Annotated in this window: 14 protein-coding genes; 9 read left to right on the top strand and 5 right to left on the bottom strand. The window is 34.3% G+C overall.

Going from position 1 to position 21,160, the window contains the following annotated elements; translation table 11 throughout:
• Positions 1-95: 95 nt before the first annotated feature.
• On the bottom strand, positions 96-2,648 hold the full coding sequence (locus BZG02_RS18465; protein ID WP_101263229.1) for a bifunctional aconitate hydratase 2/2-methylisocitrate dehydratase: 2,553 nt from the start codon (positions 2,646-2,648) through the stop codon (positions 96-98).
• Between the two features lie 192 nt (positions 2,649-2,840).
• The gene (gene gap, locus BZG02_RS18460; RefSeq protein WP_101263228.1) at positions 2,841-3,848 is read right to left on the bottom strand and encodes a type I glyceraldehyde-3-phosphate dehydrogenase; all 1,008 of its coding nucleotides are present in this window, start codon (positions 3,846-3,848) and stop codon (positions 2,841-2,843) included.
• 515 nt (positions 3,849-4,363) lie between these two features.
• Between gap and BZG02_RS18455 the strand changes: the two genes are divergently transcribed.
• Positions 4,364-6,106, top strand: a complete 1,743-nt coding sequence (locus tag BZG02_RS18455; RefSeq protein WP_101263227.1) for a ShlB/FhaC/HecB family hemolysin secretion/activation protein — start codon at positions 4,364-4,366, stop codon at positions 6,104-6,106.
• Positions 6,107-6,117: 11 nt separating this feature from the next.
• Here the strand turns inward: BZG02_RS18455 and BZG02_RS18450 are convergent, their stop codons facing one another.
• On the bottom strand, positions 6,118-6,678 hold the full coding sequence (locus BZG02_RS18450) for a hypothetical protein (protein WP_101263226.1): 561 nt from the start codon (positions 6,676-6,678) through the stop codon (positions 6,118-6,120).
• A gap of 482 nt (positions 6,679-7,160) precedes the next feature.
• Between BZG02_RS18450 and BZG02_RS18445 the strand changes: the two genes are divergently transcribed.
• From BZG02_RS18445 to BZG02_RS18435, 3 genes are all read left to right on the top strand, one after another.
• Positions 7,161-9,923 (top strand): PAS domain S-box protein, encoded by a 2,763-nt coding sequence (locus BZG02_RS18445; protein ID WP_180335782.1) that lies wholly within the window; start codon positions 7,161-7,163, stop codon positions 9,921-9,923.
• A 179-nt stretch (positions 9,924-10,102) separates the two neighbouring features.
• A complete protein-coding gene (locus BZG02_RS18440) occupies positions 10,103-10,801 on the top strand; it encodes a PdaC/SigV domain-containing protein (protein WP_143470516.1) in 699 nt (232 codons plus the stop codon).
• A gap of 109 nt (positions 10,802-10,910) precedes the next feature.
• A complete protein-coding gene (locus BZG02_RS18435) occupies positions 10,911-11,561 on the top strand; it encodes a Rossmann-fold NAD(P)-binding domain-containing protein (RefSeq protein ID WP_101263223.1) in 651 nt (216 codons plus the stop codon).
• 14 nt (positions 11,562-11,575) lie between these two features.
• On the opposite strand, the gene BZG02_RS18430 is transcribed toward BZG02_RS18435, so the two are convergent.
• Positions 11,576-12,334, bottom strand: a complete 759-nt coding sequence (locus tag BZG02_RS18430; protein WP_101263222.1) for an SDR family NAD(P)-dependent oxidoreductase — start codon at positions 12,332-12,334, stop codon at positions 11,576-11,578.
• Positions 12,335-12,475: 141 nt separating this feature from the next.
• Here BZG02_RS18430 and BZG02_RS18425 point away from each other — a divergent pair, with 141 nt between their 5' ends.
• The 4 genes from BZG02_RS18425 to BZG02_RS18410 all read left to right on the top strand — a co-directional run bounded on the left by BZG02_RS18425 (position 12,476) and on the right by BZG02_RS18410 (position 17,844).
• Entirely contained in the window at positions 12,476-14,632 is a 2,157-nt protein-coding gene (locus BZG02_RS18425; RefSeq protein WP_101263221.1) for an AIR synthase related protein, read from the top strand.
• A 138-nt stretch (positions 14,633-14,770) separates the two neighbouring features.
• Complete coding sequence (ubiE, locus tag BZG02_RS18420) at positions 14,771-15,499, top strand: bifunctional demethylmenaquinone methyltransferase/2-methoxy-6-polyprenyl-1,4-benzoquinol methylase UbiE (RefSeq protein WP_218972299.1); 729 nt, start codon at positions 14,771-14,773, stop codon at positions 15,497-15,499.
• Between the two features lie 42 nt (positions 15,500-15,541).
• Positions 15,542-16,246 carry a type IX secretion/gliding motility protein PorT/SprT gene (porT, locus tag BZG02_RS18415; RefSeq protein WP_143470515.1) on the top strand — a complete coding sequence of 235 codons (705 nt, stop codon included), beginning with the start codon at positions 15,542-15,544 and terminating at the stop codon, positions 16,244-16,246.
• 29 nt (positions 16,247-16,275) lie between these two features.
• Positions 16,276-17,844 carry an NAD(P)/FAD-dependent oxidoreductase gene (locus BZG02_RS18410; protein ID WP_101263219.1) on the top strand — a complete coding sequence of 523 codons (1,569 nt, stop codon included), beginning with the start codon at positions 16,276-16,278 and terminating at the stop codon, positions 17,842-17,844.
• Here the strand turns inward: BZG02_RS18410 and BZG02_RS18405 are convergent, their stop codons facing one another.
• Positions 17,845-18,615: a TrmH family RNA methyltransferase gene (locus BZG02_RS18405; RefSeq protein WP_218972298.1), complete on the bottom strand. Its 771-nt coding sequence runs from the start codon at positions 18,613-18,615 to the stop codon at positions 17,845-17,847.
• Positions 18,616-18,787: 172 nt separating this feature from the next.
• Between BZG02_RS18405 and tamL the strand changes: the two genes are divergently transcribed.
• Complete coding sequence (gene tamL / locus BZG02_RS18400) at positions 18,788-21,118, top strand: translocation and assembly module lipoprotein TamL (protein WP_101263217.1); 2,331 nt, start codon at positions 18,788-18,790, stop codon at positions 21,116-21,118.
• Positions 21,119-21,160: the final 42 nt, after the last annotated feature.

Here is a 21,160-nt window from a genome sequence, read left to right as displayed (position 1 = left end):
CCGTTTATTTTTTTTCAAGTTGATGTAATTTATAAAAAAAAATGACAAAAAAAGCCGATGTATATAACACCGGCTTAATAATTAATGGGATACAATTACAAATCTCGTCTTTGGTATAGAGCATCCTCCATATCCATTTCGTCGAATTGCATGTATTTGTAAACTTCTTTTTGATTTGCTTCTATTTTTTCCTTGTAAATTTCCAGGTACTCAGCAGGAGTAGGTAACTTACCTAAAACCGAAACAACAGCCCCAAGTTCGGCGGAACCTAAATAAACTTGTGCACCTGTTCCCATACGATTGTTGAAATTACGGGTTGATGTCGAATAAACATTAGCGTTATCTGGTACACGAAGTTGGTTTCCCATACACAATGAGCATCCAGGAGTTTCAATGCGAACACCTAATTGCGAAAAAGTGGCAAAAGTTGCTTCTTCTTTTAATACTGCCTGATCCATACGGGTTGGAGGGGCAATGTATGTTCTCACCTTATCGCTGGGGCTATGTCCTTTCCAAACTTTTTCACAAGCACGAAAATGACCAATATTTGTCATGCAAGAACCAATAAATACATCCTGAATTTTAGTATTCTGAACATCAGAAAGTAATTTTACATCGTCTGGATCGTTTGGACAGCAAAGAATAGGTTCGTGAATTTCTGAAAGATCAATTTCGATAGTTGCTGCATATTCAGCATTCTCATCTCTCGAGATCAATATCGGATTTGCTAACCACTCATTACAAGCATCAATACGGTTCTGAATAGTTTGAGCGTCATCGTAACCCATTTTAATCATCGATTTCATCAAGGCAACGTTCGATTTCACATACTCGATAACACGTTCTTCCGATAACTTAATACAACCGGCAGCTGCAGAACGTTCTGCTGTAGCATCAGTTAATTCGAAAGCTTGTTCAACCGTAATGTCTTCAAGACCTTCCATCTCGATAATCTTACCATTGAAAATATTGATTTTATTTTTCTTAGGAACTGTTAATTGTCCATTTTGAATTGCAAAGTAAGGAATTGCATTTACCACATCTCGTAAAGTGATACCTGGGTTTAATTTCCCTTTAAATTTGATTAAAACAGATTCGGGCATATCTAATGGCATGAATCCTAATGCTCCTGCAAATGCAACTAAACCAGAACCTGCTGGGAAAGAAATACCCAATGGAAAACGTGTGTGTGAGTCGCCACCTGTTCCAACAGTATCAGGAATTAGTAAACGGTTCAGCCACGAGTGAATAACACCATCACCTTGCTTCAAAGGCACTCCTTTGCGTTCCGAGATGAACTTAGGTAAGCTTTTGTGCATGATTACATCAGTTGCTTTAGGATAAGCTGCTGTATGGCAGAAAGATTGCATAAACATTGGCGCTTCAAAACTCAAACATGCTAATTCTTTTATTTCATCTCTGGTCATAGGACCAGTTGTATCCTGAGAACCAACGGTAGTCATTTTTGGGGCGCAAGAAGCACCCGGCAATATGCCTTTAACACCACATGCTTTTCCTACTATTTTTTGAGCCATTGTATATCCCTGATTTGCTTTTGGTTTTGGGTTATTTGCAACAGCGAAAATATCAGTGGCAGGCATTCCTAACAAGGTGCGCGATTTCTCAGTTAATGCTTTTCCAATAATTAAAGGAATACGTCCGCCGGCACGGTATTCGTCCGACAAGGTATCTGGAGCTAAAGAGTAGGTACAAACAACTTCTCCATTGCGAGTAATTTCCCCTTTTTTGTTATTGATGATGATTTCGTCACCAGTTGTAAGAGCCGAAACATCGGTAATAATAGGTAGTCCGCCGGAATCTTGAGTGGTATTATAAAAAATAGGAGCAATAGCACCACCAATTACGACACCAGCTGTACGTTTGTTTGGTACAGCAGGAATATCTTCCCCAATATGCCAAAGTAATGAGTTTGCCGCTGATTTACGAGAGGAACCTGTTCCCACCACATCTCCAACAAAAGCAACTTTGTGACCTTCTTTTCTCCAGCCGGCAATGGTTTCAATTCCGTCTTCGAAACGTCCTGCTCCCATCGCTAAAGCGTGCAATGGAATATCGGGGCGTGTAAACGCTTGGGAAGCAGGAGAGAAATCATCGGTGTTGATTTCTCCTTCTACTTTATAAACTTTCAATTTAATTTCTTCGGGCAATTTGGCACGTTTGGTGAACCATTCTGCATTAGCCCAAGATTCGAGTACACTTTTGGCTGCTGTATTATTTTTCGCTAGGTCGGCAATTGTTTGGAAAGAATCGTATACTAAAATGATACCTTTTAGTGCTTCTGCAGCGGCTTCGGCTAAGGTTTCATCTTTTAATGCTTCCACCAATACGGTTACATTGTATCCTCCCATCATACTTCCCAAAATTTGAATTGCTTCCGATTTTGTGATGATTGGGGAACTCAATTCGCCTTTTAAAAGTTGTCCGAGAAATTCTGCTTTTACTTTTGTTGAATCATCAACTCCAGGAGCAATTCGCTGGGTGAAAAGATGCAATAAAAGAGCTTCATTTCCAGCAGTAGGATTTTCTAGTAATTTGCACAATTCAGCAGTTTGTTCCGAATTTAAAGGCAAAGCAGGAATTCCTTTTTCATTCCTTGCTTGTTCGTGTTTTAGATATTGTTCTAACATCTTTTTTTAGTTGGTGTTGTTGTGTAAGTGTGATAGTGATAAAAAAAATAGAGAATTAATTCTCTATTGACAGGGCAAACATATGGTTTTTCTGATTACACGATTAAGAAAAATCATATGTTTTATATCATATTATGGCATAAAAAAAGCTCCCCAAAAAGGAGAGCTTTAAATTCTATATCTATAGAAGGATTACTTTACAGAATCCATGTATTGAATCAATTCACATACTTTAGTAGAATATCCCATTTCATTATCGTACCATGAAACAACTTTTACGAAGTTTGGAGACAATTGGATACCTGCTGTTGCATCAAAGATAGAAGTTCTAGTATCGCCAACGAAGTCGTTAGATACAACTGCATCTTCAGTATAACCAAGAACACCAGCTAATTCGCCTTCTGAAGCTTCCTTCATAGCAGCACAAATAGCTTCGTAAGTAGTTCCTTTTTCCAAACGAACAGTTAAATCAACTACAGATACATCTGGTGTAGGAACACGGAAAGACATACCAGTTAATTTACCATTCAAAGCAGGAATTACTTTACCTACGGCTTTAGCAGCACCAGTAGAAGAAGGAATAATATTTTGACCAGCTCCACGTCCACCTCTCCAATCCTTAGCAGAAGGACCGTCAACAGTTTTTTGAGTAGCAGTTGTAGCGTGTACAGTTGTCATTAAACCTTCAACAATACCAAACTTGTCATTCAACACTTTAGCTACAGGAGCTAAACAGTTAGTTGTACAAGAAGCGTTAGAAACGAAAGCCATATCTTTAGAGTATGATTTATTATTCACACCCATTACGAACATTGGAGTATCATCCTTAGAAGGAGCAGACATCACAACTTTTTTAGCACCAGCATCGATATGACCTTGAGCCGACTCTTTTGTTAAGAAAAGACCAGTTGATTCAACTACATACTCAGCACCTACGGCACCCCAGTTAATATCAGCAGGATTTCTCTCTGCAGAAACACGAACAGTATTTCCGTTAACTACTAACATACCATTTTTAACTTCAACAGTACCGTTGAATTTTCCATGAGTAGAATCATATTTTAGCATGTAAGCCATATAATCTACATCAATAAGGTCGTTAATTGCAACAACTTCGATATTACCTTGTGCAACTGCCTGACGGAATACAAAACGTCCGATACGTCCAAATCCGTTGATACCAATTTTAATCTTTGACATTGTGTCTAAATTTTAATTTATAAACCCTTTGTTTCTCAAGGGCAAAAGTATGTATTTTAAAAATATTTTATGTAGAAAAAGTGAAAAAAATAAATTATTTATTTTTTGTTGATTCTGGGGGTAATGATTGGGGAATCAGTAGTTTAATGTATCTTAAAACGATTGCATTCTTTAATTGTAAAGCAAAAAAAAATCTCAAGGAATGAGATTTTTTAATTGATTTAAACGGTTTTGCTTGTACAACTCGTATTTGCTTTTGTATAAGCAGGACATCTTTTATCAACTGCGCATGATGTTGAAATTATTCCAAGTAGGAATAATATTGCTAATGCGTAAAGTGTTTTCTTCATAGGTGCTAAAATTAAAAGTCAAGTATATTTGGTTCTAAATTTCGGAAAAGATATAAAAAAATGTTGTAAATCTACAAAATACAATTATTTGCGTTTTGTTAAATTTATACTGTCTTTTATACCTGCTCTGCATTGTTTTTGTTTGGGAAATATCGAAATTAATTAATGAAAAAACTATTTCTAAGCTTATTTATCAGCTTCTATTTATTTTCTTTTGGGTTTTCTCAAGAGAAATATTTTGTTCTTAAAATTGTTGAATGTGCCAATAATGGGGCGTTTCGAGAGGTAATGCAGGAAGGAACAGAGAAGTTTTTTGCAGAGGAAATGGTTTTGAAACGACTGGAGAATAAAATTTCAAACTTAAAACAAAAAGGGTATTTGGAGGCCAGTGCCGATTCAATTTCCTTTACTAAGGATACTATTTTTGCAATAATTCATCGAGGAGAAAAATACGAATGGGAAAAAATTAATTTTCGGATAGATAGTAATTTAAACCTTACCACATTAGGCTTACGATCGGTGAATATAAAAAGAAAAATGCTTCGTTTTTCGAATCTGGATATTTTACAGACTAAAATTTTAAATGAATTGGGAAATAATGGATATCCATTTGCTCAATTAAAAATTTCAGAAATTAGTATTACAGACAAAAAGATAAATGGGGAATGGGAGATTATTCCTCATAATTTAATACGATGGGACAGCATTGTGCTAAAAGGAACTTCTAAATTGCAAATTAAGTTTTTGCAACGCTATCTGGGCATTTTTCCAAATAAAATGTATCAGGAAAATATTAGTCGGTCTGTTTCAAAAAAAATCGGTAATCTTGGTTTTGTAAAAGAAATTAAGGCTTCAGAAATCGAATTCGATAATGAAAGGGCACGATTGTATACTTATTTGGAAAAGGTAGCTGCCAATCAGTTTGATGGCATTATTGGTTTTCAGACAAACAAGGACAATAACAAACTAGAGTTAACGGGAGAGGTAAAGTTGACTTTGGAAAATATATTTTCGGTTGGCGAAAGTATTCACTTTAATTGGCAGAAATTTGCTGAAAGCAGTCAGAATTTATCCTTAGAATTTGTTTACCCTTATTTGTTTTCTTCGAGTGTGGGTGTTGATTTTGCTTTTGATATTGAAAAGAAAGATTCTGCATATTTAAGTACGGCAATAGATTTAGGTATTCGGTTTACTCAATCCGGAGGAAATTATAGCAAGCTGTTTTTTAAACGAAATTCATCATCATTATTAACAACTACTCATTTGGTAAGCGCTTCGGTACTTCCCGATTATGCCGATGTAGAATCCTATTTATATGGATTTGCTTATCATTTCGAAAATTTAGACTATTCCTTTAATCCTAAAAAAGGATGGAAGCTTCATTTTTCTATCGCAGCAGGAACACATAAAACGAAAAAGAATTCAAGTATTCCGAGTGAATTGTATGAGGGAATGGATTTGTCTAATAATTTAATAGATGCAGAATGGGTTGCAGAATACAACATTCCAATTCAAGAGAAAGTAAGTTTCCGATTAAGAAATAGCGGGGGAGTAAAAGATTCAAAGAATTTGTTTCAAAACGATCTGTTTAAGTTAGGCGGTTTGAATTCTTTTCGGGGATTTAATGAGGATTCTTTTCGAGCTTCGAGATATTCGCAGATAACTACCGAATTACGATTTATTCCTCAAGCAAATACCAGTTTTTATTTATTTGCCGATGGAGGATATTACCTTAATAATTACCTGCAGAAAAAAAATGAAGATTATCCTTTAGGTATTGGTTTTGGATTGAATTTTGCCACAAAATCGGGAATTTTTACTTTAAATTATGCAGTAGGAAAACAACAGGGTACTAAATTCGATATTCAGGAAGCTAAAATTCACTTTGGATTTGTTAGCCGATTTTAATGCAGATAGGTTTATGTTTTACTGTTTGTTTTAACCAATAAATAGTAACAAATTAAAATGGAAAATCCTGTAATACAAGATGCTATGATATTTGGTAGTTGTCCTTCCATCAAAAGGTTTGCGGTAAAAATAATAAGAAGAGCTAGAATTATTCCAATAGGGAATGATTTAAGGATGTAATTAAAGTTCGACTTTGAGGTTTCTTTTGCAAGATTTTCCAGTTGTTCCACATCTACTTCAAATTGTTCAATTGCTTTTGAAAAAGCAGCTATTTCTTCGTTGAAAAAATCATTTTCTTCTTGGGATATGAAAAATAAAAATGAGCTAAAGTGGTAACAGGCATATACATTATAATCCAATCTTTCCTTTTTAATAATCTCAATTTCAACTCTTGTTTTCCATTTTATTGGATTTAAAGATAGCAGATAACCAGTATTACTTCCTCGATGAAAAGTCATGCCTTGTGCATTAGCCTCCATTAGAGTATAGCCTCTTACTTCATAGAATTTTATGATATCGGAAACTAATAGCTTTTTATTTCTTTTTATATTGAATCCAATTAGCTTTTTCATGAAATGAAATTATGTATTTCAAATGTATTAAAAAAAACGAGATACTGCAATTTTTCCAAGTTAAACAGGGCTTTCAACAACCTATTGTATTTGAGTAGAATAGTGTTTTTTGTTGTAAGGGATGTGCTTGTTAAAGAATTAATGTAAGCATGAGTTATTGTTTATAGTATTGAATAGGAATGTGTTGAAGCTTAGATAAAATATGAAAAAAAGGCTGCTTTTTTACAACTCAAAGCTCAAAAAAAGAGTATAAGCATTGTATTCTCCTATTTTTACTAATGTAAATTCCCTCTATGGTTAAGGTTAATTCTCTTTATTCCCCTAAAAAGTCAGTATCAAAAAATACGTTAGAATGTTTTGATACGCTTCCTATTCCCAAAAATTTAAATACTCTTTTAAATGATTTTTCATTTTTAAGTAAATGTTCGTGTTTGTTCGTAGATTATAAAAATCGATACGTTTATAGTAACGATTCTAAAGCAATGACATTGTTGGATAGTGAATTTACTGGAGGGACTAATGATCTTTTTGCGGAGGTTTCGAAAGTTAAAACCGAAAGAGAGGATGAATGTGTTGAACTTGTTTATGCGAATTATACTAGAGCTGTATTTATACCTGTAAAGGTGAAAGGTGCTGTTTTTGGATATTTTGTTTACGGACAATTTATTCAAAATTCGGATTTACAAGCTTGGGAAATTGCACAAGGAAATTTACTGATTGAGGAAGAAAAAGAAGCCTCTAAACTTGTAAAAGTACTTTCAAGAGAAGAAATCGAAGAGAATATTAACAGATCGATTCGTTTTGTAAGAGTAATTGCATCTCAATTCGAAATGAACTATGATTTAAATAGTGAGATAAGAAAGAATCAAGAGGCAGCAAATGAACTTCGAATTCAAAAAACTTTCTTTGAGAATTTGTTCGATCACTCTTTTGATGCAATTGTGATATTAGATAATGATGATATTGTAATTCAAGCAAATAAAGAATTTCTTAGGTTGTTTGAATATTCGGAAGAAGAAATTATATCAAAAAAAATAAATGATTTAATAGTTCCAGAAAGATTTAAGGAGGAAGGTTTACAAGCAACAAAAAATGTTTCCATTGGTAACCAAACGGACCTTACCACCATACGTCATACTAAATTTGGGAAGCAAATTCATGTCCAGTTGCTAGGAAAGTCAATTGTACTAGATAATAATCAACTTGCTGTTTATGCAATTTATAGAAATTTGACACAGCTGGTCTGGAATCAAAAAAGGGAATTAATTATACGTCACATTTCGGATCTTTTGAATTCGTCGATGAATTCGGTTGAGTTGATTAATAAAATAGGAGAGGAATTAGAACAGGTTATTGGTGTAGGACAGTTGTTTTTAGAATTAATTGCACCCGATAAGCGTTATTTACGTGCATTTATCGAAAAAGATAAAGATTTTAAGGCGATTGACTATTCCGAATCGTTAAGCAGTGTTGTAATTAGAGAAAAAAGAACGCTTTACTTGAATGAGGAACAGGTAAACGATTTTGTTCGTTCCAATAAACTTTCTTTAGAAAGAATTCCCAAAAGCTGGTTGGGAATTCCTCTAATTGCAGAAGAGAAAATAGTTGGTGTTTTTGGTGTTACTAGTTTTTCAGAAGCTACAGAAATGAATGCTGAAAGTATTAGGTTGCTGGAAGAACTTTCTATTCAATTGGCAGCCGGAACAGTTAAAAAAGCAAATGATATTAAATTAAGAATTCTGCAACGTTCTACAGAGCAAAGTCCAGCATCAATTATCATTACAGATACGCAAGGAAATATTGAATACGTAAATCCAAAATTTTGCCAAGTAACTGGCTATAGTTTTAATGAGGTTCGGGGGTTAAATCCTCGATTTCTGAAATCAGATTCAACTCCTTTGGAAACTTATAAGGATATGTGGGATAGCGTGCTTGCAGGGAAAGAATGGGGTGGAGAAATTCTGAATAAGAAGAAAAACAAGGAGCTTTTTTGGGAGCGATCTATATTTTCACCGATAAAAGATGGGGAAGGGAAAATTACCCATATCGTTGCAGTAAAAGAAGATATCACAGAAACTAAGAAATTTCAAAGAGAATTGCTTTTGTCTAAAAGAAGAGCAGAGGAATCGGATCGATTGAAATCGGCTTTTTTGGCAAACATGTCGCACGAATTAAGAACCCCACTTAATGCGGTTATTGGATTTTCTAATTTGTGCGATGAGTCATTGTCGATAACCGAAATTATGGAGTTTGTACGCTTAATAAACATGAGCGGAAATCAACTACTAGGAATTATTGAAGATATTTTGAGTTTTACCTTGATTGAAAGCGAAAGTGTTCAAGTAGATGAAGAGGAGTTTTTTATGGCCGATTTTCTGGAAAGTATTAAGAAAATGTCTAAGGAAAAACAGATTCAGGAAAATAAGCACCGTCTAGGTTTGCAGTTTAAAAACGACAACAGATATTCCAATATATTGGTAAAAACCGATTTCCATCGGTTGTTACAGGTTGTGACTAATTTAATGAAAAATGCCTTGAAATTTACTAATGAAGGTTTTGTTGAATTTGGATATAAAGTGGATGGTGAAATTTTGACTTTGTATGTTAAGGATAGTGGAGTTGGGATTAATGAGGATAAGAAAAATGTGATTTTTGATCGGTTTCGTCAAGCAGATGAATCCATAACCAGAACTTTTGGAGGTACTGGATTAGGCCTAGCTATTTCAAAAAAAATAATGGATATGTTGGGCGGTTCCATTGAAGTAGAATCGGAGCTTAATGTTGGTTCAATTTTCACTTTAAAACTAGATTGTATCCTCTCCACAGTAAATAGTAAGAAAGAATTAGATACAACAAATGGTATGAAAACAGAAAATACACCATTAATATTGGTTGCCGAAGATGAAATTTCAAATTTTAAATTAATCGAAGCAATATTGAAAAGAAGTGGCTATGAGGTTGTTAGGGCTGAAAATGGCGAAGAGGCGGTTGAGATGTGTAGGAAAAATCAGAATATTTATTTGGTTTTAATGGACATACGAATGCCAGTAATGGATGGTTTAATTGCTACAAAACAAATTAAGAGCTTTAAGCCTGATTTGCCAATTATTGCACAAACTGCTTATGCCATGGATGGGGATGAAAATAAAGCAATTGAAGAGGGGTGTAACGATTATATTTCAAAACCAATAAAAAAGGAACTATTACTAGAAAAAATTAAAGCATTGATTTCGTGCAAACAATAGGATTTAAGTTCCAAAAATAAACTGGCCTTAAATTGGATAGTTTACCGAGTCAGTTGATTTTTTTTTAACTGGTTCTTTTTGCAGGTAAATGGTTTTAGATCACTAGAAAAGTGACGGTTTAGTATTTTTGTTTTTAGGATAAAAGGCGTACCTTAATTTAGATAATTTAAGTGTGTGATTTGAAGACAAAGAAGAATTTATTAGTTGGATTGTTGATGCTTTTCAGTGTGTTTGAGATTTATTCCTGTAGGCATGATTTTAGACTCATTGTGAATGAAATGGAAATATCGCAACGAAAAAAGGATAGGCTTTTTCAGGTGAAATATCCTGAATTAAGTTACAATAGTCGTGCCTCTCGCGATGTTTGCGATTCTTTAAATAGGGATATTAAGAATTTTGTAAATTCACTTTTAGGAGAAATGAGATGCGATGAAAATATTAAATTCAAGTTAAATCGCGAGGTTCAAAATAAAGAATTAAAGGTGGATTATAATTTGGATGTTTTTGCTGAAAATTATGTAAGTGCCAGATTTACAGTTTATACTTATCGGGGTGGAGCACATGGACAAACCTATTATAAGTGTTTTAACTATAGCGCGCAAGGGGCAAAACAATTGAAATTGAACGATTTGCTATATTTAAAAAAGAGGAGTGAATTGCAATCTTTAAATAATTTATTGCAGAAGTATTTTGTGAATCCCAATCAGTGTTTCAGCGACTTACCTTCTGTTACATCCGATTTTCAATTCTTTTCCTTTCAGAAAGATAATTTTGTATTTTCCTTTTCAGACAATTCATTAGGAGATTATGTTTGCGGAACTACTGAAATTAAAATTCCTGTGTGGGAGTTAAAACAGCATGGATTATTGAAATTATAATCGCAAAAAATTATATCAGGAAATAAGCCTATTTTTAATTTCTTGTATGTTAATAATGATCTGCTTATGTGGGAAGTTTTATTTGGTAAAAACTTAAATTTATAAACTCATGAAGGCGCTTGTTATTGGAGGATCTGGTTTTACAGGGAGAAAATTAATTGAAATTTTATTACAAGATGAGGAGTATGGTGAGGTTTATGCCTTGGTTCGCCGTAAACTTGATCTAACAAATGATAAGTTGTTCCAAATTATTGTCAATTTTGAGGCTCTTTCCTCAGATAATATCCCTTCATGTTGCGATATTGCTTTTTGTTGTATGGGAACTACTATTCGAAAAGCTCAAACTAAAAGTAATTTTCGGAAAGTAGATTTCGAATACATCACTAATTTTGCAAAACTTTGCGAAATTCATTGCATAAAAGAATTTCATCTCATAAGTGCAATTTGGGCAAGTCCTCAATCTATTTTCTTTTATCAGAAGGTAAAAGGAGAGTTGGAATGCTTTATTAATTCGCTGAATTTTGAAACTGTTGTTGTCTATCGCCCTTCGGTAATTTATGGAGATAGAAAAGAATTTCGGCTTTTCGAAGCATTTGCAGCCTGGATTAGCCGAAATATGTATTTTCTTTTTATTGGTAAATTAAAACGAATTATTGCAGTTACTGGAGATCAATTGGCTAAAACAATGCATCAAAATTCTAAAAAACATAGTTTGGGCAGATGGATTGTGGAGTCAGAGGAAATCGCTGCAACTAACTAATAAATCGATTATCCTTAAGCTCTATTAACATCTCTTGCCGAAGCTTGATTGGTTGGCATTATTAAAATGTCATTAATGTTTACATGAGCAGGTCTTGTTACAATAAATTCAACTGTTTCTGCAATATCTTCTGCATAAAGAGGGGTGAATCCCTGATATACTTGATCTGCTTTTTTCGAATCCCCTTTGAATCGAACAACTGAAAATTCTGTTTCAACCATTCCTGGAGCAATCGAAGAAACTTTAATATTGTGCGGTAGTAAATCAATTCTCATTCCTTTAGTGATTGCATCAACAGCATGTTTTGTTGCGCAATACACATTTCCGCCAGGATAAACTTCTTTTCCAGCTATTGATGTGATGTTAATGATTTGGCCTTTTTTATTTGCAATCATTAAAGGAGTAATTGCTCTTGTTACATATAAAAGACCTTTTAAATTTGTATCAATCATTCTTTCCCAATCGTCAATTATTCCTTCCTGAACAGCAGATACTCCTACAGCTAAACCTGCATTATTCAATAGAAGGTCAATTTTAGTCCATTCCTCGGGAAGAGAATTTATTTTAGTTGCAACTTGATCTTGATTTCTTACATCCAATTCAATTGCCAAAACTTTTATTTTATAGTTTGCAATTAACTCTTGTTTCACTTTTTCCAGGTTTTCTTTTCGTCGTCCCGAAATAATTAAATTGAATCCTAATTTGGCTAACTTTTTAGCACAGGCTTCACCAATGCCTGCGGTTGCTCCTGTTATAAATGCAATTTTGTTCATTGTACTTGAAAGTTTATATTGATTTTACTTTAGAATATCTTATAATTTCATATCGAAAGTAAAGTTAAAAACTACCGGGATTATTCGTGTTACTATCTTATTTTTTTTAAATTTAAATATTATCACCTTAATTCTTTCATCATGATAAAACAGGAAGTTTCAATACAATTAGCAGAAGATTTGGGAATTAGCCAAGAAGGATTTGAAAGAATTTCTAAAAATTTGGGTCGATTACCAAATTTGTTGGAATTGCAGATATATTCTGTAATGTGGTCTGAAAATGTATCTTATAAAAGTTCTTTTAATTGGATCAGTTCATTGCCAAATAAAGGGATGAATATTATTTCTGGTGCTCGTCAGTCAAATGCCGGTGTTGTTGATATTGGAGATGACGAATATTGTGTTTTTAAAATGGGGACACATAATCATCCTTGTGGAATTGATCCGTATCATGGAGCTGCTACTTGTGTGGGCGATGTGTGTCGCGATTTAGTATCTGTTGGAGCAAAACCAGCACTTATTTTAAATTCTTTACGTTTTGGCGAAGCTTCTTTAGATAGAACCAAATGGTTGATGGATGAGGTGATAAAAGGAATTCATGATTATTCTTCGGTACTCTATATGGAAAATATAGGCGGAGATGTTTGTTTTAATACTTGCTACGACACCAATCCTATTGTTAATGTGATGGTTGCAGGAGTGGTTCCAAAGAATAAATTACTTTTAAATAGAAAAGTGTTGCCCGGTCAACTTGTACTTATTGCAGGAAATGCAACTAGTGCCGAAGGAGTTTATGGTCAGGATGATGATTTTACAATTCCGAAAGGAAATCCAAGTATTGCCAGTTCACTAATTGATTGTATTCTTCAATTGAATGATGAAAATGCAATTGTCCGTATCGAGAATTTAGATATGGCCGGCATTGTTAATGCTGTTGCCTCCATTAGTGTGCATGCAGCAACTGGTGTCGATATTGATTTAAATCAAATTCCTCTTAGTCAGGCAGGACTTGGTTTAGAGCAGGTTCTTTTATCAAGAACACAGGAGAGAATCGTGTTTGTTATTGATAAAGATAAGCAAGAGATGGTTTTTAATACTTTTGAAAAAGCTAACATTCTTTGCAACAAAATCGGAGAAATTACCAATGGTAAAACCATTCGCTTTTCAGAAGCATCAAGTATTATCGCGGAATTAAATGCGAATGATTTAGTGATGGGATATGGTGCACCACCTGCAAACAGAAAACATCACCCAATTCAAACTGAAAAAGAAATTGATTTTTTAGAGCTTATTCCCGAGCCAGATAATTACTGGAAGGTAATTAATGAAATGGTAAATAATCCAAATTTAATAGTAAAGGAGTTTCTGCAACTTAGTTTTGAAGAGGATACGAATAAGTCACCTTCCGATGCTCAAATAGCTACCATGAATTCAAATGGTAAGGCGCTTTGTTTTACCCTGTCAGGCAATTCAGTTTATGCCTTCAATAATCCAAATTTAGGGGCGCAGATTAATATTGCCCGAGCAGTTCGTAGAATTGTTTGTTCTGGAGGAAAGCCATTGGCTCTTAACGATTGTTTAAATTTTGGCAGTCCGTTTGATGAACATGTTTTTTCTCAATTTGTTGAAACCATTAAGGGAATTTCTAATGCTAGTGAGTTTTTCGATACTCCTGTAGTTGCTGGAAATGTAAGTTTTTTTAATGAAAGTTCGGTGTTAGGTAAGCGAGTTGCAATTCATCCAACTCCTATTATTGGGATGTTGGGGGTAATAAAACCAGAAACGAATCATATGTCGTATATGTATAGAAACAAAGGGGATATGATTTTTCTGATTGGGGAGTCTCGAAATGATATTTCGGGTTCGGAATACTTGTGTTCGATTCATAAAAAGTGTAATGCAGGAGTACCTTATTTTAATCTTGATGAGGAAAAAGCTATAAATAAAGTACTTACAGATTTGATCGAGGCGAAACTAATTAGTTCTGCACATTCTGTGGAAAGAGGAGGGCTTTTCTTTAATTTAATTGAATCATCAATGCCTCTAGGTTTAGGTTTTGATGTTACTTCGCCTGCGGAAATTCGTAAAGATGCATTTTTGTTTGGGGAAGCTCAGGGAAGAGTTGTGGTGTCGGTTTCTATGGAAGATGAGGACGATTTTGTTGATATGATGATGGAAAGTGGAGTTTCATTTTCTACTTTAGGCCACGTAACTAAAGGAGAACTAAGAATAGATGATATTTCGTATGGTTCCGTTGTCGAGTATAAGAAAGGATATCAGCAAAAAGCAATTAAGTAAGTTTGTATTACAATACGGGGGTTTTACTTTTTAACAAAGAATCAGGTAATGGTTCTTTGTTTTTCATTCACTATATTTGTGCTTTCGTAATTGAATTGGCCATTTGGCTATGCATTTTAATCATTATATTTTGTATTCGTGGTAAATCCCTATAAAGATTTAGATAAGAGTAAAAAAGATCAGGTTGCCCTGATGTTTAATAATATTGCAAGGAAATATGATTTTTTGAATCATTTTCTTTCCATGGGAATTGATAAGCTTTGGAGAAGGAAAGCCGTTAAATTGTTGAAATCTATTCAGCCCAAACAGCTTCTCGATATTGCAACAGGAACTGGCGATTTTGCTTTGGCTTGTTTGAAATTAAATCCAGTTAAGGTTACTGGAATTGATATTTCTACAGAAATGCTCGCGGTTGGACGCGAAAAAATTGCAAAGAAAAATCTTCAAAATAAAATAGAATTATTTGAGGGAGATTCGGAAAATATTCAGTTTGCTGATAATTCATTCGATGCGATTACCGTCGCTTTTGGGGTTCGTAATTTTGAGAATTTAGAAAAAGGCTTGCGCGAAATGAATCGCGTTGTGCGCCCAGGAGGTAAAGTGGTGATTCTTGAATTTTCAAAACCTAAGAATTTTCCAGTAAAACAATTTTATAATTTTTACTTTTTTAATATTCTTCCTTTGTGGGGTAAAATGGTTTCTAAAGATAGTTCAGCATATACGTATTTGCCTGAATCTGTTGGAGCTTTCCCGGATGGAGAGAATTTTCTAAAGATATATAAGTCTTGTGGTTTTACAGATACAGAACAAATAAAGTTGAGTTTTGGGATAGCCTCCATTTATATTGGAACCAAGCCAATACAATAAAACGGTATTTTGTAGGTTTATACTTAAAAGAATTTCAGAAATTTGAAAAGAATACTATTTATACTATTGTTATTGCTTAGTTTCACTTCTTGTTTTTCACAAAGAGGGTATAAGGCAGAGAGTATTTTAAACTATCAAAAAATTGACCAGAAATGGTTGCATTTTGGGTTTACTCTCGGCGTGAATAGCATGGATTTTGCGATCTATAATTCTGGTGTTGGGAATGCCAGAGCAGAACAGGTTGTGTTCTCGCCAGGATTTTCAGTGGGAATTGTATCCGATTTGCGATTACATGAAGATTGGTCTTTACGATTTCTCCCAGGATTGGAGTTTGGTCAAAGAACCATCCGATATTCTAATCTCGAAGTGGAAGAGGTTAATGTTGAATCCGTTTTGGTAAATCTTCCATTGCTGCTAAAATACCGTGCCCGTCGATTAAATAATTATCGTCCGTACTTAATTGGTGGTGCTAGTTTTAAAATTGATGTGCAATCGCAGGATGCACTCGATCCTGAAAATGATATGCTGGTGCGATTAAAAACAACCGATTTGTATTTGGAATTAGGAGCAGGAGTTGATTTTTATTTGCCTTATTTTAAGCTTGCAACCGAGTTGAAATTTGCTGTAGGTTTAAAGGATATTATAAATCATGAATATGATATTGATAATCCTGGTTACGAGGCTTATACCGATGCTTTTAGGGAAGTGAATTCAAAAATAGTCACTCTTTCTTTTCATTTCGAATAGAGATTTTCATCTCCTAATATTTTCTTAGAATGATTACCGAATTAGATATTGTACTGAGTCCGAAGGATGCTTCGGATGAAAAATATTACAAACCAATTTTAGCCAAGAAGTTAAAACTTTCTACCTCTCAGATTTGGGGAATTAAAATTTTGAGAAAATCGATTGATGCTCGTCGCCGAAATATCTTGGTAAATCTAAGATTTCGTGTTGCTTGTGAGGAGAATTTTCCAGAATCCGAAGAGTTTACCTTTAACTATTCTAATGTAGAGGGGAAAAAGAAAGTGGTTGTGGTGGGAGCCGGACCAGCAGGTTTGTTTGCCGCGCTCCGTTTAATTGAGCTTGGATATCAGCCAATTGTTTTAGAAAGAGGCAAAAGTGTTGAGGGTAGAAAAAAAGATTTAGGCGAATTGCACCGAACACGAACGGTAAATTCGGATTCCAATTACAGTTTTGGCGAGGGAGGAGCAGGTACTTTTTCCGATGGAAAATTGTATACTCGTTCGAAAAAGAGGGGCGACTTAAAGAAAATTCTTAGGGTTTTACATTTTCATGGTGCGCAGGACGATATCTTGTTTGATGCACATCCGCACATTGGTACCGATATTTTGCCAAAAGTAATTGTACGAATTCGCGAAAATATTCTAAAAGCTGGAGGAGAGGTTCATTTCTCGACAAAGGTGGTGGATTATATTTTGGAAGGCGACAGAATTTGTGGTGTTACTACTGAAAGTGGGAATAAAATTGTTGGCGATGGAGTGATACTAGCAACAGGACATTCGGCTAGAGATGTATATCGTAAGCTTCAGCAGCAAGGAATTGAATTGGAGGCTAAATCATTTGCAATGGGTGTTCGAATTGAACATTCGCAAGAATTAATTGATCAAATTCAATATCATAATCCTGCTGGAAGAGGGGCTTATTTACCAGCAGCAAGTTACAGTTTTGTTCATCAGGTGGAGGATCGTGGTGTATATTCATTTTGTATGTGCCCGGGTGGCGTAATTGTTCCTGCAGCAACAGGCGACAGACAGCAAGTTGTGAACGGAATGTCATCCTCGAACAGAAATACAGCTTTTGCAAATTCAGGAATGGCGGTTGAAATTCGCACTCAGGATTTAAAGGACTATCAACAATATGGGGTTTTGGCAGGTCTTTACTTTCAGGAAGAATTAGAAGAAAAAGCATTTATAGAAGGTGGAGAGAACTTAACAGCACCGGCTCAAAGAATGGGCGATTTCGTAAATGGACGCAAAAGTAGTTCTTTGCCTAAAACATCTTATCAACCAGGAGTTGTTTCTTCTTCTATGCACGAATGGTTGCCAGAACATATCCGATTTCGTTTACAGGAAGGATTCAAGGCTTTTGGACAAAAATCCAAAGGATTTCTTACGAATGAAGCAATTATTTTAGGGGTAGAATCACGAACATCCTCACCGGTTAGAATTCCAAGAGAGCGAGAAAATTTTCAACACATTCGAATCGAAGGCTTGTTTCCTTGTGGCGAAGGTGCTGGTTATGCTGGTGGAATTGTGTCTGCAGCAATGGATGGTGAACAGTGTGCCGATGCATTCGACAGGTATCAAAATCCAAATAAATAATTAAAATTCTTGTCTTCTGAATTCGGAACAAATAATTGAAGTTGCAACAGATACATTAAGGGATTCAGATACAGCTTTCCCATTCGGAAAATCGGGAATGTATAGTTTATTGGTCACTAAATTCTGAATTTTTTCGGAAACGCCTTTTCCTTCATTTCCCATAATTATAAATCCCTTTTTTTGAAGCTTACAGTTGTAAATAATTTCTCCTTCTAAAAAAGTACCATAAATGGGAAAGGATGGATTTTTGTATTGTAAAATTAATTCTTCAAGCTTTGTGTAAATAACAGATACGCTTGATATTGCTCCCATGGTAGCTTGAATAACTTTAGGGTTGTATAAGTCAACAGTATTTGGAGAACAAAATATGTGTTTTATCCCAAACCAGTCGGCTACTCTTATTATGGTTCCTAAGTTTCCAGGGTCTTGAACATCATCAAGTACCAAAGATAAAGAATTCTGAATGTCTGCTTTATCAATAATTCGAGAAGGAATTTTAAACACAGCAATAACCGAAGATGGCGTTTTTAAAGTGCTGATTTTTTTTATTTGGAGAGCATCTGTTTCAATACGATTATTGATTTTTGTTTTCCTGGAAATAGAATTAGACGCTTTCCATTCTTTGGTGTAAATAAGAAATTCTACTTCGACATTTGCCTCAATAAGATCTGATACTAATTTATTCCCTTCTGCTACGAAAAGCTGATGCTGATCCCTGTATTTTTTCTGTTGAAGGCTGGTTATCAGTTTGATTTGATTTTTGGATAGCACGGTTTTTATTTTGAAAAATTATCATTTTAAGGCCGTTAAAGCCAAGAATATATCATTGAAGTTAAGTATCTTTGTCGTAATTTTAAACCGAATAATACTTTTATTATACTTGAAATCTCACGAGAAATACAAAAGTAGTTATAATTTCCCTATTTTATTTTTTTTAGTAAGCATGGTTTTCATTCTGGGAGCTTGTTCTACTACAAAATATGTTGGAGAAGGAGAATATCTATTAAGTAAGGTTATTGTTGATTCAGACGATAAATCTATTGCAACAAATGAATTGAAACGTAATGTGAAACAGACTTCAAATTTAAAAATATTGGGTTTCTGGAAGTTTCACTTGGGTTTATATGATTTATCTGGAAAGGATAAAGAAAAAGGCTTTAATAAATGGCTTAGAAGAATTGGTGAGGAGCCTGTTATTTATGAGGATTTTCAAACCAAACGCTCTTTACAGCAATTAGAGATTTACCTGCAGAAGAAAGGTTACTTTAATGCGGAAGTTCGCGATTCGGTAAGTTTTAAAAGAAAAAAAGCAAAGGTATATTACTTTGTAAACTCCAAAGAACCTTATCGTTATCAAAATGTGTATCGCGAAATTAATGAGCTTCCGTACAACTTTCTTTCTCCTTTTCAAGAAAAGGGGGAAATGTCCGATTCAAGTTTGGTTCGTCATTATGTTATAGCGGATAAAATCAATTCGGATGTTCAGTTAGGCGAAAAAGTGGATGCTGATGTCTTAACTAAGGAGAGGGTTCGAATTTCGAAATTATTAAAGAACCAAGGTTATTTTAATTTTTCAAGGGAGTATGTTCATTTTGTAATGGATAGTACTAACAAAGATCATAAAATGGATGTTTTTGTAGGACTTAAAACCCCCGATGAAAGCAATATCATTAAAAAATATCGAATTAATCAAGTTTCAATATTTACAGAGTACGATCCTAAGTTAATCATGTTGAATGATAAAAAGTATTTTAAGGCTCTGGATACTATTCAATATGAAGGAGTTGAATTTATTTATAGAGAAAAAATTAAAGTGAAGCCCGACGTAATTTTATCATCTATATTAATACGGCAAGGAGAACTTTATAATTTAAAATCAGTAGAGCAAACTTATAGTAGATTGCAATCTTTAGGACAGTTTAAGTTTCTAAATGTGAAATTTGAAGAACTTGCTGGTTTCGATGAGGATGAGTTTGGAAGTCTAAATTGTATTATCCAGCTAACACCTCATGAGCAACAGTCTTATTCTGTTGAATTAGAGGGTACTAATTCATCAGGAAATATAGGTTTTGCCGGAAACTTAAATTATCAACACAAAAATTTATTTGGTGGTGCAGAAATTTTCGATCTGCAATTTTCTACAGCAAAGGAGACCTTAAAGTCGAGTCAACAAACCGATTTTAGTTCGTCGGAATATGGAATTGAATCGAAATTAAGTATTCCTAAATTTTTATTGCCTTTGCTTAATGCCGAGAAATTTCGAAAATCTTTCAATCCTAAAACAGTTTTTTCGCTGTCCTATAATTATCAAGAACGTCCAGATTATACTCGTACCATTGCTGATGCCAGTTTTGGTTATGTGTGGAAATCATCGAAATTTTTACAGCATACTCTAAACTTAGTAGAGTTAAATTTTGTTGATGTTAAAAATTTGAGTGATGATTTTTTGGAGTCAATAGATAATTTATACATTAAAAATTCATTTACCGATCACGTAATATCTACTAGTAGATATTCGTTGACCTATAATGATCAGAATATTAATAGACCAGGGAACTATAACTATCTGCGATTTAATATTGAATCGGCTGGAAATAGCCTTAAAGCTATCAGTCAGTTGATTGGAAGCTCTGAAAAGATAGATTATGACGATTCTGGTAGTGTAGAAGGTAAGTATTATGATTTTATTGGAATTCGATTTGCTCAATATTTAAAAAGCGATATAGAATATCGTTTTAATCATCATATCAATAAAGCAAATACGATGGTTTATCGGGTTTTCTTAGGGGCAGGCTTACCTTACGGAAACTTAGAAGTTTTGCCGTTCGAAAAAAGTTATTTTTCAGGAGGAGCGAATGGGATTCGAGCTTGGCAAGTAAGATCCTTAGGTCCAGGTTCTTATTATTCTGATGATGCGGCGATTTATCCAAATAATTCGGCAGATTTAAAATTTGAAGCTAATTTAGAATATCGGTTTAAACTATTTTGGGCCTTAGAGGGAGCATTATTTGTAGATGCAGGTAATATCTGGGCAATTTCGAAGAAGGATGATCGTGTTGGAGCTGATTTTGAATTTGATAGATTTTATAAAGAAATTGCTTTAGGAACAGGTTTTGGTACTCGTGTCGATCTAAACTTTATTCTTTTCCGTATCGATCTAGGTCTTAAATTACGCGATCCTGCTCTAAGCTCTAGTGATAGATGGATTATTGCTCATCGTCCGTTTAAATTAAGTCAATTAACCTTTAATATTGGAATTGGATATCCTTTCTAAATCGCATTCGTTTGCGTAATTTTCTTATATCCAAAACAGTGC

Origin of the sequence: Labilibaculum filiforme, from assembly GCF_002843315.1 — a bacterium.
Taxonomy (GTDB): Bacteria; Bacteroidota; Bacteroidia; order Bacteroidales; family Marinifilaceae; genus Labilibaculum; species Labilibaculum filiforme.
The sequence above is the reverse complement of the archived record's forward strand: the minus strand, read 5'-3'. Positions and strand labels throughout refer to the sequence as shown.